Annotated in this window: 18 protein-coding genes; 4 read left to right on the top strand and 14 right to left on the bottom strand. The window is 68.2% G+C overall.

All coding sequences use genetic code 11. From position 1 onward, the window contains the following. Positions 1-32: 32 nt before the first annotated feature. Genes HV701_RS19410 through surE form a run of 4 tightly spaced genes read right to left on the bottom strand, consistent with a single transcriptional unit; the run spans position 33 to position 3,239 of the window. Positions 33-812 carry a 3'-5' exonuclease gene (locus HV701_RS19410; RefSeq protein WP_175134648.1) on the bottom strand — a complete coding sequence of 260 codons (780 nt, stop codon included), beginning with the start codon at positions 810-812 and terminating at the stop codon, positions 33-35. Next, a complete protein-coding gene (locus tag HV701_RS19405; protein WP_175134647.1) occupies positions 809-1,654 on the bottom strand; it encodes a peptidoglycan DD-metalloendopeptidase family protein in 846 nt (281 codons plus the stop codon). The genes HV701_RS19410 and HV701_RS19405 overlap by 4 nt, the downstream gene beginning before the upstream one ends. Before the next feature lie 17 nt (positions 1,655-1,671). Next, a complete protein-coding gene (locus HV701_RS19400) occupies positions 1,672-2,496 on the bottom strand; it encodes a protein-L-isoaspartate(D-aspartate) O-methyltransferase (protein WP_254595215.1) in 825 nt (274 codons plus the stop codon). Further along, a complete protein-coding gene (surE, locus tag HV701_RS19395; RefSeq protein WP_175134646.1) occupies positions 2,481-3,239 on the bottom strand; it encodes a 5'/3'-nucleotidase SurE in 759 nt (252 codons plus the stop codon). Before surE ends, HV701_RS19400 begins: the two co-directional genes overlap by 16 nt. Positions 3,240-3,454: 215 nt before the next feature. Here surE and plsY point away from each other — a divergent pair, with 215 nt between their 5' ends. Further along, the gene (gene plsY, locus HV701_RS19390) at positions 3,455-4,096 is read left to right on the top strand and encodes a glycerol-3-phosphate 1-O-acyltransferase PlsY (RefSeq protein WP_175134645.1); all 642 of its coding nucleotides are present in this window, start codon (positions 3,455-3,457) and stop codon (positions 4,094-4,096) included. An 80-nt stretch (positions 4,097-4,176) separates the two neighbouring features. Here the strand turns inward: plsY and tsaD are convergent, their stop codons facing one another. Continuing rightward, positions 4,177-5,208, bottom strand: a complete 1,032-nt coding sequence (gene tsaD / locus HV701_RS19385) for a tRNA (adenosine(37)-N6)-threonylcarbamoyltransferase complex transferase subunit TsaD (protein WP_175134644.1) — start codon at positions 5,206-5,208, stop codon at positions 4,177-4,179. A gap of 108 nt (positions 5,209-5,316) precedes the next feature. Between tsaD and HV701_RS19380 the strand changes: the two genes are divergently transcribed. Next, complete coding sequence (locus HV701_RS19380) at positions 5,317-6,609, top strand: NCS2 family permease (protein ID WP_175134643.1); 1,293 nt, start codon at positions 5,317-5,319, stop codon at positions 6,607-6,609. Positions 6,610-6,643: 34 nt separating this feature from the next. On the opposite strand, the gene HV701_RS19375 is transcribed toward HV701_RS19380, so the two are convergent. Both HV701_RS19375 and HV701_RS19370 read right to left on the bottom strand, forming a co-directional pair. Further along, positions 6,644-7,000 (bottom strand): VOC family protein, encoded by a 357-nt coding sequence (locus HV701_RS19375; RefSeq protein WP_175134642.1) that lies wholly within the window; start codon positions 6,998-7,000, stop codon positions 6,644-6,646. Between the two features lie 96 nt (positions 7,001-7,096). Then, positions 7,097-7,888 carry a helix-turn-helix domain-containing protein gene (locus tag HV701_RS19370; RefSeq protein ID WP_254595214.1) on the bottom strand — a complete coding sequence of 264 codons (792 nt, stop codon included), beginning with the start codon at positions 7,886-7,888 and terminating at the stop codon, positions 7,097-7,099. Positions 7,889-8,127: 239 nt separating this feature from the next. On the opposite strand from HV701_RS19370, the gene HV701_RS19365 reads away from it, so the two are divergent. Continuing rightward, the gene (locus HV701_RS19365; protein ID WP_175134641.1) at positions 8,128-9,150 is read left to right on the top strand and encodes an LLM class flavin-dependent oxidoreductase; all 1,023 of its coding nucleotides are present in this window, start codon (positions 8,128-8,130) and stop codon (positions 9,148-9,150) included. Positions 9,151-9,335: 185 nt separating this feature from the next. After that, positions 9,336-9,710 carry a thioredoxin family protein gene (locus tag HV701_RS19360; protein ID WP_175134640.1) on the top strand — a complete coding sequence of 125 codons (375 nt, stop codon included), beginning with the start codon at positions 9,336-9,338 and terminating at the stop codon, positions 9,708-9,710. 33 nt (positions 9,711-9,743) lie between these two features. Here the strand turns inward: HV701_RS19360 and HV701_RS19355 are convergent, their stop codons facing one another. The 7 genes from HV701_RS19355 to HV701_RS19325 all read right to left on the bottom strand — a co-directional run bounded on the left by HV701_RS19355 (position 9,744) and on the right by HV701_RS19325 (position 16,881). Further along, positions 9,744-10,331, bottom strand: coding sequence for an IMPACT family protein (locus HV701_RS19355; RefSeq protein WP_175134639.1), 588 nt, complete (start codon positions 10,329-10,331; stop codon positions 9,744-9,746). A gap of 74 nt (positions 10,332-10,405) precedes the next feature. Beyond that, positions 10,406-11,221, bottom strand: coding sequence for a transporter substrate-binding domain-containing protein (locus HV701_RS19350; RefSeq protein ID WP_175134638.1), 816 nt, complete (start codon positions 11,219-11,221; stop codon positions 10,406-10,408). 8 nt (positions 11,222-11,229) lie between these two features. After that, positions 11,230-11,985, bottom strand: coding sequence for an ABC transporter permease (locus HV701_RS19345; RefSeq protein ID WP_419761653.1), 756 nt, complete (start codon positions 11,983-11,985; stop codon positions 11,230-11,232). 17 nt (positions 11,986-12,002) lie between these two features. After that, on the bottom strand, positions 12,003-13,001 hold the full coding sequence (locus tag HV701_RS19340) for an ABC transporter substrate-binding protein (RefSeq protein ID WP_175134636.1): 999 nt from the start codon (positions 12,999-13,001) through the stop codon (positions 12,003-12,005). Between the two features lie 73 nt (positions 13,002-13,074). Then, complete coding sequence (locus HV701_RS19335) at positions 13,075-13,845, bottom strand: ABC transporter ATP-binding protein (protein ID WP_175134635.1); 771 nt, start codon at positions 13,843-13,845, stop codon at positions 13,075-13,077. A 111-nt stretch (positions 13,846-13,956) separates the two neighbouring features. Continuing rightward, positions 13,957-15,168 (bottom strand): MFS transporter, encoded by a 1,212-nt coding sequence (locus tag HV701_RS19330; RefSeq protein WP_175134634.1) that lies wholly within the window; start codon positions 15,166-15,168, stop codon positions 13,957-13,959. Positions 15,169-15,276: 108 nt separating this feature from the next. Next, positions 15,277-16,881 carry an ABC-F family ATPase gene (locus HV701_RS19325; RefSeq protein WP_175134633.1) on the bottom strand — a complete coding sequence of 535 codons (1,605 nt, stop codon included), beginning with the start codon at positions 16,879-16,881 and terminating at the stop codon, positions 15,277-15,279. Positions 16,882-16,997 lie beyond the last annotated feature (116 nt).

The following is a 16,997-nucleotide window of genomic DNA, read 5'->3' as shown; positions in this document are numbered from 1 at the left end:
CCCGTTGTGGATCGGCGGCGGGACGCGCCCGCTCAGTTGGCGTCCCAGGCCGCCAGGTATTCCTGCCAATGCGCCGCGTCACTGGCCGCGAGCGTCTCGCGCACCAGCGCGATCTCGGCATCGTAGGCGGTGCGGTCCAGCTCGCCCCGCAGGAAACGGAAGCGGCAATACACCAGCCAGGTGTTGACCACGTCGGTTTCGCAATAGGCGCGGACCTCGTCGGCGCGGCCCTGGCTCCAGGCTTCCCAGACCTTGCTGCCGTCCATGCCGAGCTTGCCGGGAAAGCCGCACAGCTTGGCCAGTTCGTCCAGCGGCGCATTGGCGCGGCCGTTGTACTTGGCCAGCAGGTCCATCAGGTCGATGTGGCGGTTGTGATAGCGCGAGATGTAGTTGTTGAACTTGAAATCGCGATCTTCCTCGCCCATGTCCCAATAGCGCGGCGCGGGCACGCCCTGGATCAGGCTGCGGTAGTGCAGCACGGGCAGGTCGAAGCCCGACCCGTTCCAGCTCACCAACCGGGGCGTATAGCGCTCGATGGTCTTGAAGAAGCCCGCCAGCAAGGCGGCTTCGGGGTCATCGGCCTGGCCCAGGGTCTTGACGCGAAACCCCTGGTCGTCGCGGAATACGCACCCCACCACCGCGACCTTGTGCAGGTGCAGCGGCAGGAAGTCGTGTCCCACGGCTTCGCGACGCGCGGTCAACGCCCGCTCGACCACCTCGGCATCGGGAACGTCGGCGCTCCAGCCGTTGAGCTTGCGCAGGCCATCCGCGTCGGGGATGGTCTCGAGGTCGAATACCAGGGTGGGCGTCATTTGGCGGGCAGGTATTGCATCGGGTCAACCGGGGTGCCCTGGCGGCGGATCTCGAAATGCAGGCGCGGCGAGGTGGTGTCGCTCTGGCCGATCTCGGCGATCTTGGCGCCACGCTTGACGTCCTGGCCGGTCTTCACGAGCAGCGTGCGGTTGTGCGCGTAGGCCGTGATGAAGCCGTTCTGGTGATTGACGATGATCAGGTTGCCCAGGCCACGCACACCGTTGCCGCTGTACATGACCTTGCCGTCGGCCGCGGCGTTGACCGGGTCGCCCAGCGCGCCGACGATGTCGATGCCCTTACTGTTGTTGTTGAAGCCCTGCATGATCTGGCCGTTGGCCGGCCAGGTCCAGTTGATCACGCCGGCATCGGCCGCGCGCGTGGTGGGCTTGGTCTCGGCCGGCGCGGGCGGCGGCAGGGAGGCCGTGGCGGTGGCCGAGGTGTCGTCCGGCTGGTCCAGCGGACGCGGCTGCGGCTTGGAGCTGGCGATCGGCGCCGGCTGCGCGGCGCTACCGGACGCGCCCGACATCTTCAGCACCTGGCCGACTGAAATCTGGTTGGGATCGCTGAGGTTGTTCCAGCGCTTGATGTTCTCGACATCGACGTTGTTGGCGCGGGCGATCTTGTAGAGCGTGTCACCCGGCTTGACGACATAGCTGCCGCCGGACTGGACGGCGGACGGCTGGCCACCGGTCAGGTCCACGACCGGGGCACGCGTGCCTTTGGATGCGCAGCCAGCCAGGATGGCCAGGCTGAGGACGCCGGCCACGAATACCGGGCGGCGCAGGCGCGTGATGGACACGCCAAGGTTCATATCGGTCAGTTGCAACTGCCCGTTGAGCATACGTTTCTCCTGTTTGCTCAAGATTGTATTCCGGCACGCAGCGGCACAAAGCGCACGGCCTCTAGTTCAGTACGTTTCCAGCTGGCTGCGCCGGTGCGTTCGATCAGCACCAGGCGCTGGTTGGCGCCCCCCTCGGGAGCGATCAGGCGACCACCCGGCGCGAGCTGCGTCAGCAGCGCCTGCGGGATGGCCAGGCCGGCGGCAGCCACAACGATAGCATCGAAAGGCGCCACGCCGGGCAGGCCCAGCATGCCGTCGCCATAGATCAAGCGGACCCGGGTGGTCAGCCGCAAGGCGCGCAGGTGATCGCGCGCCAGTTCGTACAGCCCGCGAATGCGTTCGATCGAATGGACTTCGCGCACGAATTGCGCCAGCACCGCAGCCTGGTAGCCGCAGCCGGCGCCCACTTCGAGCACACGAGTGGGGCTGCGATCTTCGCAGATGGCGGCGATCATGCGTGCCACCACCCACGGCTGCGAGATGGTCTGCGAATGGCCGATGGGCAGGGCCGCGTCTTCATAGGCACGGCTGGCGAGCGCCTCGTCGACGAACAGGTGGCGCGGCACCGCCGCCATCGCGTTGAGCACACGCTCGTCCGAGACCCCCTGGGTCCGCAGGCGCTGCACCATGGCCTGGCGCAGGCGGTCGGAATTGAGCCCGAGATTGCCGCCGGCGGCGGGCGCCGGCGTCTTGGCCTGGCTTTGCAGGGTGGCGGCGGAAATGCGGGTATTGCTGTTGGCCGGCGTGACGCCGGGGCTGAGCCGGCCGGAGTCGTAACGCACCGGGCTGGGGCGCCCGGGCACGGCTTGCGAGACGTCTGGCTGGCTTATGCGTCGGCGCATAGCGGCTCCGCCCAGGTCCGGATTTCGTCGAGCTGGCTGTGCTGGGTCAGGTCCAGGCGCAGCGGCGTCACCGACACCATGCCCTGCGCCACCGCGTGGAAGTCGGTGCCGGGAGTGGCGTCGGCCGCCTGCCCCACCGGGCCGATCCAGTAGACCTCGTCGCCGTAGGGAGTGGTGGTGCGCACCACCGGCTGCGACGGATGGCGCTTGCCCAGGCGCGTGACCTGGAAGCCATGCATGTCCTCGAAGCGGCGGCTGGGGATGTTGACGTTCAGCAATACCGGCGCGGCCAGCGGCTGCGCCAGATGGCGCTCGACCACCAGGCGCGCGGCGCGGGCGGCCGACTCGATGTGTTCCCAGCCCTTCTCGGCCAGCGAGAAGGCGATGGCCGGGATGCCGAACAGGTAGCCTTCGCTGGCGGCGGCCACCGTGCCCGAATAAAGCGTGTCGTCGCCCATGTTGGCGCCGTTGTTGATGCCTGACACGACCAGGTCGGGGCGGGTGTCCATCAGCCCGGTCAGGGCGACGTGGACGCAGTCGGACGGCGTGCCGCTGACGGCGATGAAGCCGTTGGCGGCGGTGCGCACCGACAGCGGGCGGTTCAGCGTCAGGGAGTTGGACGCGCCACTGTGGTTGGTCTCGGGCGCGACGACGGTCAGGTCGCCCAGGCCTTGCAGCGCCTTGACCAGCGCTTCGAGCCCGGGGGCCGAGTAACCATCATCGTTCGAAACCAGAATTCGCATTGTGCATCCGAAAGAAAATAAAACGCGGGTGGACCGGCTGGATTGTACCGTCCGCGGGCGACAGCGGCATGTCCGACCTGGAACCGGTGCCGGATGAGCCGCCGCGCCCCCTGTCCGGCCCGCGCGCCGGCCGCCGCCGTGTTCGCCGTCGCGGCAGGCGGGGTAGAATCCGCAGCCATCGAGACAACAACACGACAACAACGGACCTCCTCCATATGGCGATCACCGAACCCTCCCTGGCGTTCTCCGCGGCGCTCATCCTGCTGGCCTACCTGATCGGCTCCGTGCCCTTCGCGGTGGTGGTCAGCAAACTGATGGGGCTGCAGGACCCCCGCAGCTATGGCTCGAAGAACCCCGGCGCCACCAATGTGCTGCGCACCGGCAACAAGACCGCCGCCGCGCTGACCCTGCTGGGTGACGCCGCCAAGGGCTGGTTCGCGGTCTGGCTGGCGCAGCGCCTGGCGCCCGGCATCACCCCCGGCCCGCTGGCGGCGGTGGCCGTGGCGGCTTTCCTGGGCCATCTGTACCCGATTTTCCTGGGCTTCAAGGGCGGCAAGGGCGTGGCCACCGCGCTCGGCGTGCTGGTCGCCATCCAGCCGTGGCTGGCGCTCGCCACCGCGGCCACCTGGCTGATCATCGCGGTGTTCTTCCGCTATTCCTCGCTGGCCTCGCTGGTGGCCGCGTTCTTCGCGCCGGTCTATTACGTGTTCGGCTCCGGTCTGGCCTGGCGCGCCCAGCCGGCCATGGGCATCGCCCTGGCCATCATCGGCGTGCTGCTGTTCTACCGCCACCGCGCCAACATCGCGCGCCTGATGCAGGGCACCGAAAGCCGCATCGGCGGCGGCAAGAAGAAGTGATCCGCACAGGGCGCGGCCGGCACGGGCGCCGCAATACGGGGTAAAAAAAGGGGCCAAGGCCCCTTTTTTTCATTGCCGTCTCAGGCGATCTCGGCCAGGTCCCAGCGCGGCCGCACGGTAAAGCCATGCGCGTCCGGGTCCAGCGTCACCAGCCCGGCCTTGACCCGCTCGGCCGCCGCGAAGGCGATCATGGCGCCGTTGTCCGTGCACAACGACAGCGGCGGGAAATAGGCCTGTGCCTTGAGCGGCTTGAGCGCAGCCGCCAGCCTGGCCCGCAGCAGCTGGTTGGCGCCCACGCCGCCGGCCACCACCAGGCGGCGCAGGCCGGTCTGCTTCAAGGCGCGGATCGACTTGGCCGCCAGCACCTCGACAATGGCGGCCTGGGTGGCCGCCGCCAGGTCGGCGCGGGTCGGGTCGTCCAGCCCGCCGTTCTGCTCGGCCGCCTTGACCCGGGTCAGCACGGCGGTCTTCAGGCCGCTGAAGCTGAAATCCAGGTCGCCGCTGTGCAGCATGGGGCGCGGCAGGTCGAAGCGCGCGGCATCGCCCTGCTCCGCCAGGCGCGCCAGCGCCGGGCCGCCGGGATAGCCCAGCCCCATCAGCTTGGCGGATTTGTCGAAGGCTTCGCCAGCGGCATCGTCCAGGGTTTCGCCCAGCAATTCGTAGCGCCCCACCCCGTCGACCCGCATCAATTGCGTATGGCCGCCAGACACCAGCAGCGCCACGAACGGAAAGTCAGGCCGCGGATCGGCCAGCATCGGCGACAGCAGATGGCCTTCCAGATGATGGATGGCAATGGCGGGCAGGTGCCGCGACCAGGCGAACGACTGCGCCACGCTGGCGCCCACCAGCAGCGCGCCGGCCAGGCCGGGCCCGGCCGTATAGGCCACCGCGCCGATGTCGGACATGTTCAGGCCCGCCTCTTGCAGCACTTGGCGGGTCAGCGGCACCACGCGCCGGATATGGTCGCGCGAGGCGAGTTCGGGCACCACGCCGCCGTATTCCTGGTGCATGGCGATCTGGGTGTGCAAGGCGTGCGCGAGCAGGCCGCGTTCCGTACAGACGGCTGCGACACCCGTTTCATCGCAGGAGCTTTCAAAGCCGAGAATAATCATGGCGGCAGAGTTTACAACTGATGCGAAAATACGCCCGTTTACAAAATGACCGAGGGCGCCCACGCCCTCTCCCGACAACCCGAGCCTGCAAGCACCCTGGGGATAAGAATGCTGGAGAAGCTATTCAACCTGCGTGAACACGGCACGACCGCGAGAACCGAAATCGTGGCCGGCCTGACGACATTCCTGACCATGTCGTACATCATCTTCGTCAACCCGGACATCCTGTCGTCCACCGGCATGGACCGCAACGCCGTGTTCGTCGCCACCTGCCTGGCCGCCGCGCTGGGCTCGCTGGTCATGGCGCTGATCGCCAACTGGCCGATCGGCATGGCGCCGGGCATGGGGCTGAACGCCTTCTTCGCCTTCACCGTGGTCAAGACCATGGGCTACACCTGGGAGCAGGCGCTGGGCGCCGTGTTCATCTCGGGCGTGATCTTCCTGATCCTGACGATCTCGGGCATCCGCGTCTGGCTGGTCAAGGGCATCCCGCATTCGCTGCGCAGCGCCATCGCCGCCGGCATCGGCCTGTTCCTGGCTATTATCGCGCTGTCCAGCGCCGGCATCGTGGTGGCGCATCCGGTCACCAAGGTCACGCTGGGCAACCTGACCGCGCCGGGGCCGCTGTTCGCCATCCTGGGCTTTTTCATCATTGCCGCGCTGGATGCCCTGCGTGTGCGCGGCGCCATCCTGATCGGCATCCTGGTGGTCACAGTGCTGTCGATGGCGCTGGGCTACAACGAATTCAAGGGCGTGTTCGCCGCGCCGCCGAGCCTGGCGCCGACGCTGTTCAAGCTGGACATCCTGGGCGCGCTGCACACCGGCTTCGTGCACGTGATCCTGGTGTTCGTGCTGGTCGAAGTGTTCGACGCCACCGGCACCCTGGTGGGCGTGGCCAAGCGCGCCGGCCTGGTGCCGGAGAACCGCCCCAACCGCCTGGGCCGCGCCCTGTTCGCCGACAGCACCGCCATCGTCGCCGGCTCGATGCTGGGCACCAGCAGCACCACTGCCTACGTCGAAAGCGCCTCGGGCGTGCAGGCCGGCGGCCGCACCGGCCTGACCGCGCTGGTGGTGGCGCTGCTGTTCCTGGCCGCGCTGTTCATCTCGCCGCTGGCCGGCGCCGTGCCTGCCTACGCGACCGCGCCCGCCCTGCTCTACGTGGCCGGCCTGATGATGCGCGAACTGATCGACATCGACTGGAACGACGTCTGCGAAGCCACGCCGGCCGCGCTGACCGCGCTGGTGATGCCGTTCACCTACTCCATCGCCAACGGCATTGCCTTCGGTTTCATCAGCTACGTGGTGCTCAAGACCGCGACCGGCCGCGTGCGCGACGTGCACCCGGCCACCTGGCTGGTGGCGATCCTGTTCGTGATCCGCTACGCGTTCTTCCCGGAATAACGCCCGCCAGGCGCACCTTTCCGCGAACCCGCCATCAGGCCACCGCGGTCCAGACCGCCAGCTCGTAGCCGTCCAGGTCGGTGAAATGGAAGCGCCGGCCGCCGGGGAAATCGAAGGCCTCGCGGCTGATACGGCCGCCCGCCGCGATGACCCGGCGCTGGGCGGCGGCCAGGTCATCGGCATACAGGATCACCAGCGGGCCGCCCGGACGCACCGGCTCGCCAGTGGTGAAGCCACCCTTGAGGCGGCCATCGGTGAATTCGGTGTAGGTCGGCCCGTAGTCGGTGCAGGACCAGCCGAATGCATCGCCATAGAAGCGCTTGCTGCGCGCGATGTCGGCGACGTTGAACTCGATGTTGTCGATCTGGTGGTTGTTGCCGGTGGCGCCCATGCGTGTCTCCCGCGAATATCGAAGAAAACCGCATCATCCCCGATTCGCGCGGCCGCGTCTTGAACGAAACGGCCATGCGCGACGGGCCATGCGCCACTAGCCCTGCGCCTGCCCACGCAGCGCCGAGGGCGTCATGCCGCACAGCGCCCGCACCTCGCGACTCAGGTGGGCCTGGTCGGCGTAGCCGGCGTCCGCGGCCAGCATGGCCAGCGGGATGTCCGCCGGACCGCGCAGCAGCGCGATGAAGCGTTGCAGCCGCAGGATACGTTCGAGCATCTTGGGGCCATAGCCGAAATGGTCGTGGCTCAGGCGGCGCAGGCTGCGTTCGCTCATCTCGAGGCGGTCTTCGAGACCGCGCCCGCCGGGCTGAGGCGCGGCCGCGAGCCAGTGGAACAAGGCAGCGGCCCGTGGCGCGGGTGACGCGTGGCGTGGCGCTTCGCCCGCCAGCGCCTGCTGCAGGGCCAGCATCTGGGCCTCGGGCATGGCGGCCTCGCGCACGCGCCGCGCGATGCGCCCGGCGCGGCCGTCGCCCCACAGCGCGCCCAGCTCGATCCGGCGCCCCACCAACTCGGAAAGCGGCACGCCCAGCCAGCCGCGGGCGGCGCCCGGCTGGAAGCGCAGGCCCAGCACCCGCGCGCCCGGCGCGAGCTGCGGCCGCGCGGCAACCACGTCGGGGCCGACAACGCTGAGGCGGCCATCGGTCCAGAGGATGTCGGCGCAGCCGTCGGGCAGCACCGCGACATCGGCGGGCTGGCCCGGCGCCAGTTCGCTGCGCCACGCGCACAGGAAATGCGGACGCAACAGCGCCGCCGGCGAGGTCTCGTGATAGCTGCCGGTCATGCCCGCGACGGCGGGCGTGGCGGGATCGGGGGTCGGGCCAGCGGCCATGGGAACGGTGCCTGCGAAGCCGAAATGACCACTATACCGGTACGGCTGCCAGGGGTTCGCCGGCCGTGCGGCCAATCGCCGCCATTGAGCTCCGCTATCAACCCGCCGGCCCGCATGGTTGCTGGCGGCAGCGGTTGATTTCGCCGATACACTCCCCATGTATATAAGACTATGGAGCCGACCTTGTCTCGCCACACCCCGCATTCCTCCTGCCTCCGCCGCCACATCGAGCGCCGCGTATGAGCCCCCTCGCCCGCATCCCCTTCTCGGTGCTGGACCTGGCCCCGATCGTGCAGGGCCGCGATGCCGCCGACGCCTTCCGCAACAGCGTGGCGGTGGCGCAGCACGTCGAGCGGCTGGGCTACAAGCGCTTCTGGCTGGCCGAGCACCACAACATCAACGGCGTGGCCAGCAGCGCCACGGCGGTGCTGATCGGCCATGTCGCCTCGCACACCACGACCCTGCGCGTGGGCTCGGGCGGCGTGATGCTGCCCAACCATGCGCCGCTGATCATCGCCGAGCAGTTCGGCACGCTTGAAACCCTCTACCCCGGCCGCATCGACCTGGGCCTGGGCCGCGCGCCGGGCAGCGATGGCGCCACCCAGCACGCGCTGCGGCGCGGTCCGCGCAGTGGCCTCGAATTCCCGGCGCTGGTCGACGAGTTGCGCGGCTTTTTCGCGCCGTCGCGCCCTGGTCAGCCGGTGCGCGCGATTCCCGGCGAAGGCCTGGACATCCCGATCTGGCTGCTGGGTTCGAGCGACTTCAGCGCCCGCCTGGCCGCCGAACTCGGCCTGCCGTTCTCGTTCGCCGGGCACTTCTCGCCCGAGGGCATGGCGGCGATGCGGCTGTATCGTCACCTGTTCAAGCCGTCCGAGACGCTGGCGCGTCCCTACGCCATGATCGGCGTGCCGGTGGTGGCCGCGCCGACAGATGACCAGGCCCGTCACCTGGCGACCACACAGCAGCTCAAGTTCCTGTCGCTGGTGCGCGGCAACCGCCTGCAGCTGCAACCGCCGGTCGACAGCATGGACGGCCTGTGGAACGAATGGGAGCGCGAGGCCGTGAACCAGCGCCTGGGCGCCGCCATCGTGGGCGGCCCCGACACCGTCAAGCGCAAGCTGGAAGCCCTGGTGGCCGAGACCGAGGCCGATGAAGTGATGATCGTCTCGGATTTCTACGACATCGCCGACCGCCTGCGTTCCTTCGAGATCGTCGCCTCGCTCAAACAGGGCGAAGGGGTATCCACAACAACCACGGCCTGAGGCCCGGCACCGCCACAGCCTCGTTGCGCCGCAGACTGCGCTCGCCATAGCGCCAACCATTGCGACCCGGCCGGTCCTCGCTCTACTATGGACCGGCAATACCGCGTCGCCGAATCCGGCCCGGGCCATTCTCCCCGTGCCGCCGATACCGACACTTTGCGCCGCGCCAGCGGCAAGGATCCAAAATGAGTATTGTTGAACTCACCAAAGACAGCTTCCAGGACGCCATCACGCCGGACGGCACCCTGATCGTGGACTTCTGGGCGCCCTGGTGCGGCCCCTGCCGCGGCTTCGCGCCGGTGTTCGAACAGGCCGCCGCCGAGCATCCCGACGTCACCTTTGCCAAGGTCAACACCGATGTCGAACAGGAACTGGCCGGCGCACTGGGCATCCGCTCGATTCCCACGCTGATGGTGTTCCGCGAAAAAGTGCTGCTGTTCTCGCAACCGGGCGCCCTGTCGGGCGGCCAGCTCAACGAGCTGCTCACCAAGATCAAGGAAGTGGACATGGAAAAAGTCCACCAGGAGATCGCGGCGGCCCAGGACGGCCAGGACGCGTAAACCACAAGGGCCCCGCGGGGCCCTTGTGGTTCGTCAGGCCAACTGTTCCCAGGCCGAACGGCCGCGCGTGATGTTGGCGGCCGTCATCTCCAGCTCGGCCAAGGCGCCGCGCGGCGCCGTGAAGCGCAGCGCCGCCCCCGCCGGGCCAAAGTCCTCTTGCACGATCACCGCACCGGCCTGCGCCAAGCGCGACTTGAGCAGGGGCAATTCGGCAAAGCCGCAGACGCATGCCACCGTGGCCAGATCCACGATCTGGGCGCGCGGCCCGTGGCGCAGGCAATTGGCCGCGCAACCGCCATAGGCGCGCACCAGTCCGCCCGCTCCCAGCTTGACCCCGCCAAACCAGCGCACCACCAGCACCGCCACGCGGTCCATGTCCTGCCCTTCGATCGCCTGCAGAATCGGGCGGCCGGCGGTGCCGCCGGGCTCGCCGTCGTCATTGAAGCGGTATTCCTGGCCGATGCGGTAGGCCCAGCAGTTGTGGGTGGCCTCGGGATCGCTGTGCGCCGCGAAGAACGCCATCGCTTCGTCGATGGAGGCGACGGGCGCGGCGTGGGCGACAAAACGGCTTTTCTTGATGTCTTCCTCGTGCGAGCAGACAGCAGTCAGGGTGGAGGTCATAGCCCGGCATTGTAAGGGCCAGGCCGGCGGCCAAGGGTCCGACATGGGCCGCGCCGGGGCCTGCCGCGCAGCCGTCAGCCGTGGCAGTCCGGCACTTCCTGGTCCAGGTAGACGTCGAAGGCCACGTCGCGCGCCCATTTGGCCGGCAGGGCTTGCCAGGCGCCGGCTCGCGCCCACTCGCGCATGCGGGCATCGAGCCAGGAGCGCGTGGCCGAGTCGGCCGCCGGCAGCAGCCAGACGCGCTCATGGCGGGCGCCATCGGCAGGCAGCGTGGCCGAGAACTTCTTCCATTCGGGAAAGCGCATCAGCGGCTCCCATACCGCGTCATCGACCAGACCGATATCGCAGTTGCCTTCGCGCACCGCCACGAGCGCGTCGGATGGCACCCGAAAGGTGCGCACCCGCGCGCCCCAGCTGTGCGCCAATGCCTGCGCGCCAGCAGCGGCCTCGGCCATGCAGACGCTGCGGCCGCGGGCATCGGCCCCCTGGCGCATGCCGGTATCGCTGCGGATCACAGCCTTGGGGCGCGCGGCGTAGCCCGTGGCCACCGCAGCCAGATTGTCGGGCAGCGCCTGCGCCGCGGGGGAGCGGTCCGCCAGCACCACATCGACCTCGCCCGCGCCCAGCAGCCGGGCAGCATCGCTGGCCGCCACTTGCCGCAGGCGCAACGGCAGGCCCAGGTCCTGCGCCAGCCGCTCGGCCATGGCGATGTCCAGCCCTTCCGGGGTGCGGATCTTGGCGCCGGCCGCCGGCGCGGGCGCCAGGTACGGCACGCCCACCACCAGCTCGCCGCGTTGGCGCGCGGCTGCCAGGCGGTCGGCCGCTGCCGCGCCGCTGGAGGCGGACAGCAAGGCCGCTATCAGGGCCAGGAGATGAAAACCGCGCCGCATCGCCGGCCTCACACGTACTGGTAACGCAGCAGCCGGTGCTTGAGGTTCTCGAGCACGAACTGGTCGATCAGCGCCGCCAGCACCGCGATGACCAGGATATTGGTCATCACGCCAGTCATGTCGGCGATCTCGCCCGAATAGGCCAGCGAGCGGCCCAGCCCCTTGCCGAAGCCGATCAGCATCTCAGCCGAGATCAGCGCGCGCCAGGCGTTGCCGAACGCCAGCTGGGCGCCGGTGATCAGCTCGGGCATGACGGCCGGCAGGTACACCCGCTTGACCAGACCCCACGGCGTGGCGCCCATCACACGGGCGGCCGACACATGCACGCGTTGCACCGACTCGGTCGCGTTCATCACGCTCAGGGCCGCCGGGAAGAAGGCCGCCAACGCCACCACGACAATGATCGGCGTGCTGCCGAACCCCATCACGATCAGGAACAGCGGCACCCAGGCGATAGATGGAATCGATTGCAGGATGACGATGGCGCTGCGCAGCACTTCACGGAAGAAAAACAGCACCGCCGCCACCAGCCCGAAGCCGATGCCCGCCGCCAGCGCCAGGCCGTAGCCCGCGCCCAGCCGGCCCAGCGTGCCCAGCAGGCTCTGGTGGAACGACTGTTTGCCCAGGTCCTCGAACAGGCGCTCAAGCACCGCGGGCACGCCGGGCATCAGGAAGTCCGGCAGCGAGAACGCCGCCGCCTGCCACAGCGCCAGGATGAACAGGACGCCCAGCACACCCGCCAGATGCTTGCGGGCGCCGGTCACACGGGTGGTCGACGCGCTCAAAGCTTGCGAGCCTCCTGCCAGGACAGGTCGATGATGCTGGACACGTCATACGGCTTGCCGTCGCGCGTTTTGAGCGAACCCTGGGCCTGCAGGATATCGGCGATTTCCTGCATGCGCGCCGTGTCTTTCGTGGTCAGCTTGGGCGTGAAGACCTGGGTGCGGATGGCTTCGGCGATCACCGTTTCGCGCGGCAGCTCGCCGCGGCTCAGGGTCTTGAGGGTGGGTTCGGCGATGAAGTACGAGGCGATCAGCTTGGAAGCCTGGGCCGGTTCTTGCTGCAGCAGCGCGATGGCCTGGTTCTGCGCGTCCAGCGCCTTCCAGACGTCGTCCTTGCGCTTAGCCAGCGTTTCGCCCGAGGTGATCACCACCATGCACGGAAACGGCCAGGCCTGTCCCACTTCGTAGATCTGCTTGACCGGCGCCACCAACTGCGCGATACGGTCGTACGGCTCGAACAGGAAAGCCGCGTCGACGCGCTTGCCCACCAGCGACTGCACCGCCACGGCGGGGCTCACGCCCATCACGTTGACATCATCGGCCGTCAGCTTGCCCTCTTTGAGCACTACGCCCTTGAGCACCACATCCGCCGTGCTGCCTTCGGCCTGCGAGGCCAGCGTCTTGCCCTTCAGGCCGGCGATGTCCTTGATGCCGGAATCATCGCGCACCACCAGCGAGTGGTAGCCCTGCTGCGCGCCGCCCACCACCTTCAGGTCTGCGCCCTTGGAAGCCCAGGCCACGGCATTGGTGAAGCCCAGCACGCCGATGTCCAGTTGGCCGCCGACGATGGCCTTGATCAAGTCGGTGCCCGACTTGAACTCGATCAATTCGGAATCGAGCCCGGCTTTCTGGTAATAGCCGCCTTCCTGCGCCACGATGGCCTGCGCGTCGTCCATCACGCGCAGGTAGCCGACGCGGAATTTCTCGGCGGCCATGGCGGGCGCCGCGGCCAGGAGCGCCGCGGCCAGCGGCAGGGACAGCCATTGCTTGAATTTCATGGGAAAAGCTCCAGGGAATCGGGGATGGGGGGGGCGCCGGCGGCGCCGTCCGGAAAGCGCGGAATCGGGGAAATCAGGCGGCCAGCGCCAGGTCGGCGTGCGCGGACGAACCATCCACGGCGATGCCCAGCAGGCGCAGGATCTCGCGCTTTTCAGCGGCCAGGTCGGACAGGTCGTGGCTCTTGGCGCGGTGCGCCAGGTTGAATTCGCGCAGCACCCGCGCCGGGCGCGGGCTGAACACCACGATGCGGTCGGCCAGGAACAGCGCCTCGTCGACGTCGTGGGTCACCAGCAGCACGGTGGGCTTTTCCTGCGCGATCAGCTGGCGCAGCACATCCTGCAGCGCCAGGCGCGTCAGCGCGTCGAGCGCGCCGAAGGGTTCATCCATTAGCATGGTCTGCGGCTGCGCGATGAAGGCGCGGGCCAGCGCCGCCCGCTGGCGCATGCCGCCGGAGACCTGGTGCGGGTAATAGTGCTCGAAACCCGCCAGGCTGACGCGCGCCAGCCACTCGCGCGCCGCGTCCCGCGCGCGCTTCTTCGGGGTTTTCTGGAACTCCAGCGCCAGCGCCACGTTGTCTTCCAACGTCAGCCACGGATACAACGCGTGCTCCTGGAACACCAGCGTGCGGCTGGGGTGCGGGCCGGTCACGGCCTTGCCGTCGGCCAGCACCTGCCCTTGCGTGGGTTTTTCCAGGCCGGCGGCCAGGTGCAGCAGGGTCGACTTGCCGCAACCCGACGGCCCCACCAGCGCGACCAGCTCGCCTGTCTTGAATTCACTGCGGAAGCCGTCGACGACCGGCAGGTCGCCGAATTGCTTGTGGACGTGGTCAAAGGTCAGGTTCATGGAACGAATCGTGGGCGCGCGTGGGAAACGGGCCTAATCTAACAATTCGCTATATGAACCCCAACGATAAATATCGAATGTTCTTACGTCTCTTGGTTATATGAAACGTCTTCAGGTTACGACTGCCTGGCGGCCGGCGTGGCGCTGCAGGCCGAGCGCGATCAGGAAGCCGAACAGCACCGCCACCGCCGCCGACAGGAAGATCGCTGGATAGCCGAAGCCGCCCGAGATGTAGCCCGCCACCGGCCCGGTAGCGCCCAGCGCCAGGTCCAGGAACGCCGAATAAGCCCCCAACGCCGCGCCGCGGCTGCCGGCCGGCACGCGCGCCACCGCCTCGACCCCGATGGCCGGGAACACCAGCGCGAAGCCGCAGCCGGTCAGGGCCGCGCCCAACAGCGCGGCGGTGGGATTGGGCGCCAGCCACAACAGCGCCAGGCCGGCCGCTTCCACCAGGAACGACACTTGCGCCACCTTGAAGCCGCCATAGCGCGTGATGGTGCCCGCGAACAGCAGGCGCACGCCGATGAAGGCGCAACCAAAGGCGCTGAGCGCGCGCGCCGCCCCGTCCCACGAGAAACTGGCGTAGTACAACGCCACGAAAGCCGCCAGCGAGCCAAAGCCGACCGAGCCCAGCCCCAACGCCATGCCATGCGGAAACACCCGCAGCACCACGCTCTTGAACGCCATGCGATGGCCGCCGACGATGGCCACCGCCGTGCGCGCCAGCGCCAGCCCGGCCAGCCCCAACAGCAGCACCGCGCCGCCCAGCGCGCCCAGGCTCCATTCGGTTTCCAGGTAGACGCCGAGCGGCGCCCCCAGCGCCAGCCCGCCATAGGTACAGATGCCGTTCCAGGAGATCACCCGCGCCGTGTGCAGCGGGCCGACCCGGGCAATTGCCCAGGTGGCCGAACCGGTGCCGACCCAGCTTTCGCCAAAGCCCAGCGCCAGCCGGCTGACGATGATGGCGCCCAGGCTGAGCCAGGCGCTGCGCTCGAAGGCATAGGCCAGCAGCAGGAACACGCCGCTGGCGGCGCAGGCCGCCATGCCGATCACCACGGTCTGCTTCGGTCCTACGGTATCGGCCATGCGGCCGGCGTGCGAGCGGCTCAGCAGCGTCGCCACGTACTGCACGCTGATGGCCAGCCCCGCCAGTACGGAGCCGTAGCCGAGCTGGCCATGCACATAGCCCGGCAACACGGCCAGCGGCAGGCCGATGGCCAGATAGCAGATGAAGGTGAAGAAGGCGATCGCGACAATGCGCGCGGTCAATGCGAACGTCCCGATGGGCTGGCCATCGGGCGTGGTATGCGGTGTGGGAGGCATGGCTGACAGGGTGGAACCTGGCGCGACAGGCCAGGGTTTACCCGGATGATAGCCCAGCAGGATTGCGGCTGGCTGAAAGGGAGCCAGCCAGCCGCCCCGAGGCGGGTATCAGGCCTCGATGCCGCGCGAGGACAGGTAGTCTTCGTAGCCGCCGCGGTAGTCGACGATCTCGCCCGAGGGCAGGATTTCGATCACGCGGGTGGCCAGGCCGGAGACGAATTCGCGGTCGTGCGAGACGAAGAACAGCGTGCCTTCGTATTTTTCCAGCGCGAACTGCAGCGATTCGATCGATTCCATGTCCAGGTGGTTGGTCGGCTCGTCGAGCAGCATGACGTTGTGGCGGCCCAGCATCAGGCGGCCGAAGGTCATGCGGTTCTTTTCGCCGCCGGACAGCACCTTGGGCGCCTTGGGCAGGTCATCGGCCGAAAACAGCAGGCGGCCCAGCACCGAACGGATCGACTGGTCGTCGTCGCCCGGCTGGCGGTGCTCGCCCATCCAGTCGAGCAGGTTGATGTCGGTCTGCAGGAACTGATCCGAGACGTCCTGCGCCATGTAGCCCAGATCGGCATTGTCCGACCACTTGACCGAGCCCGCGTCCGGCGCCAGGTCGGTGGCCAGCAGGCGCAACAAGGTGGTCTTGCCGACGCCGTTGGCGCCGATGATGGCGATCTTCTCGCCGGCGTCGATCATGGCCGAGAAATTACGGATCACGGGCGCGTCGTAGGCCTTGGACAGGTTCTCGATGGTCACCGCCAGGCGGTGCATGACCTTGTTCTGCTCGAAGCGGATGTAGGGGTTCTGGCGCGAGGACGGCTTGACCACTACCTGCTCGGCCTTGATGCGGTCGATCTGCTTCAGGCGCGAGGTGGCCTGGCGCGACTTGGACTTGTTGGCGGCGAAGCGGCGCACGAAGTCCTGCAGTTCGGCCACGCGCTCCTTGGCCTTGGCGTTGTTGGCCACCAGGCGCTCGCGCGCCTGGGTCGAGGCCAGCATGTAGTCGTCGTAGTTGCCCGGATAGATGCGGATCTCGCCATAGTCCAGGTCGGCCATGTGGGTGCAGACCTGGTTCAGGAAGTGGCGGTCGTGGCTGATGATGATCATCGTGCTCTGGTAGCTGTTGAGCACGTTTTCCAGCCAGCGGATGGTGTTGATGTCCAGGTTGTTGGTCGGTTCGTCCAGCAGCAGCACGTCCGGGTTCGAGAACAGCGCCTGCGCCAGCAGCACGCGCAGCTTCCAGCCCGGGGCCACTTCGCGCATCGGCAGGTTGTGCTGGTCGACGCCCAACTCCAGGCCCAGCAGCAGCTCGCCGGCGCGGGCTTCGGCGGTGTAGCCGTCATATTCGGCGAACTTGGCCTCCAGGTCGGCCGCGCGCATGTAGTCGTCTTCGGTCGCTTCCGGGTTGGCGTAGATGGCGTCGCGCTCGGACATCGCGGCCCACATCTCGGTATGGCCCATCATCACCACGTCCAGCACGCGCAGGTCCTCGAAGGCGAACTGGTCCTGGCGCAGCTTGCCCAGGCGCACGCCCGGCTCCAGCGAAACGTTGCCGGCCGACGACTCCAGGTCGCCGCCGATGATCTTCATGAACGTCGACTTGCCGGACCCGTTGGCCCCGATCAGCCCGTAGCGGTTGCCTTCCCCGAACTTGACGCTGACGTTCTCGAAAAGGGGCTTGGGACCGAACTGGATGGTGAGATTGGCGGTGGATATCACAGTGTTTTAGCAGCGGGAGAATGGATGTGGCGCCAGGATGGCGCGACAACGCCGGCATGCGGCGAAACCTGATAGTGTACCAAGCCCGGATGGCATGCCGCCCGGCACGGGCCGGG

Source organism: Achromobacter pulmonis, assembly GCF_902859765.1.
GTDB lineage: Bacteria > Pseudomonadota > Gammaproteobacteria > Burkholderiales > Burkholderiaceae_B > Achromobacter > Achromobacter pulmonis.
Note: the sequence above shows the minus strand (reverse complement) of the source record. Positions and strands in the feature narration are given on the sequence as shown.

Excerpts from the sequence above, each read along its gene's own strand:
- HV701_RS19410 (WP_175134648.1), bottom strand. The coding sequence starts at position 812 with ATGACGCCCACCCTGGTATTCGACCTCGAGACCATCCCCGACGCGGAT.
- HV701_RS19405 (WP_175134647.1), bottom strand. The coding sequence starts at position 1,654 with ATGCTCAACGGGCAGTTGCAACTGACCGATATGAACCTTGGCGTGTCC.
- HV701_RS19400 (WP_254595215.1), bottom strand. The coding sequence starts at position 2,496 with ATGCGCCGACGCATAAGCCAGCCAGACGTCTCGCAAGCCGTGCCCGGG.
- surE (WP_175134646.1), bottom strand. The coding sequence starts at position 3,239 with ATGCGAATTCTGGTTTCGAACGATGATGGTTACTCGGCCCCCGGGCTC.
- plsY (WP_175134645.1), top strand. The coding sequence starts at position 3,455 with ATGGCGATCACCGAACCCTCCCTGGCGTTCTCCGCGGCGCTCATCCTG.
- tsaD (WP_175134644.1), bottom strand. The coding sequence starts at position 5,208 with ATGATTATTCTCGGCTTTGAAAGCTCCTGCGATGAAACGGGTGTCGCA.
- HV701_RS19380 (WP_175134643.1), top strand. The coding sequence starts at position 5,317 with ATGCTGGAGAAGCTATTCAACCTGCGTGAACACGGCACGACCGCGAGA.
- HV701_RS19375 (WP_175134642.1), bottom strand. The coding sequence starts at position 7,000 with ATGGGCGCCACCGGCAACAACCACCAGATCGACAACATCGAGTTCAAC.
- HV701_RS19370 (WP_254595214.1), bottom strand. The coding sequence starts at position 7,888 with ATGGCCGCTGGCCCGACCCCCGATCCCGCCACGCCCGCCGTCGCGGGC.
- HV701_RS19365 (WP_175134641.1), top strand. The coding sequence starts at position 8,128 with ATGAGCCCCCTCGCCCGCATCCCCTTCTCGGTGCTGGACCTGGCCCCG.
- HV701_RS19360 (WP_175134640.1), top strand. The coding sequence starts at position 9,336 with ATGAGTATTGTTGAACTCACCAAAGACAGCTTCCAGGACGCCATCACG.
- HV701_RS19355 (WP_175134639.1), bottom strand. The coding sequence starts at position 10,331 with ATGACCTCCACCCTGACTGCTGTCTGCTCGCACGAGGAAGACATCAAG.
- HV701_RS19350 (WP_175134638.1), bottom strand. The coding sequence starts at position 11,221 with ATGCGGCGCGGTTTTCATCTCCTGGCCCTGATAGCGGCCTTGCTGTCC.
- HV701_RS19340 (WP_175134636.1), bottom strand. The coding sequence starts at position 13,001 with ATGAAATTCAAGCAATGGCTGTCCCTGCCGCTGGCCGCGGCGCTCCTG.
- HV701_RS19335 (WP_175134635.1), bottom strand. The coding sequence starts at position 13,845 with ATGAACCTGACCTTTGACCACGTCCACAAGCAATTCGGCGACCTGCCG.
- HV701_RS19330 (WP_175134634.1), bottom strand. The coding sequence starts at position 15,168 with ATGCCTCCCACACCGCATACCACGCCCGATGGCCAGCCCATCGGGACG.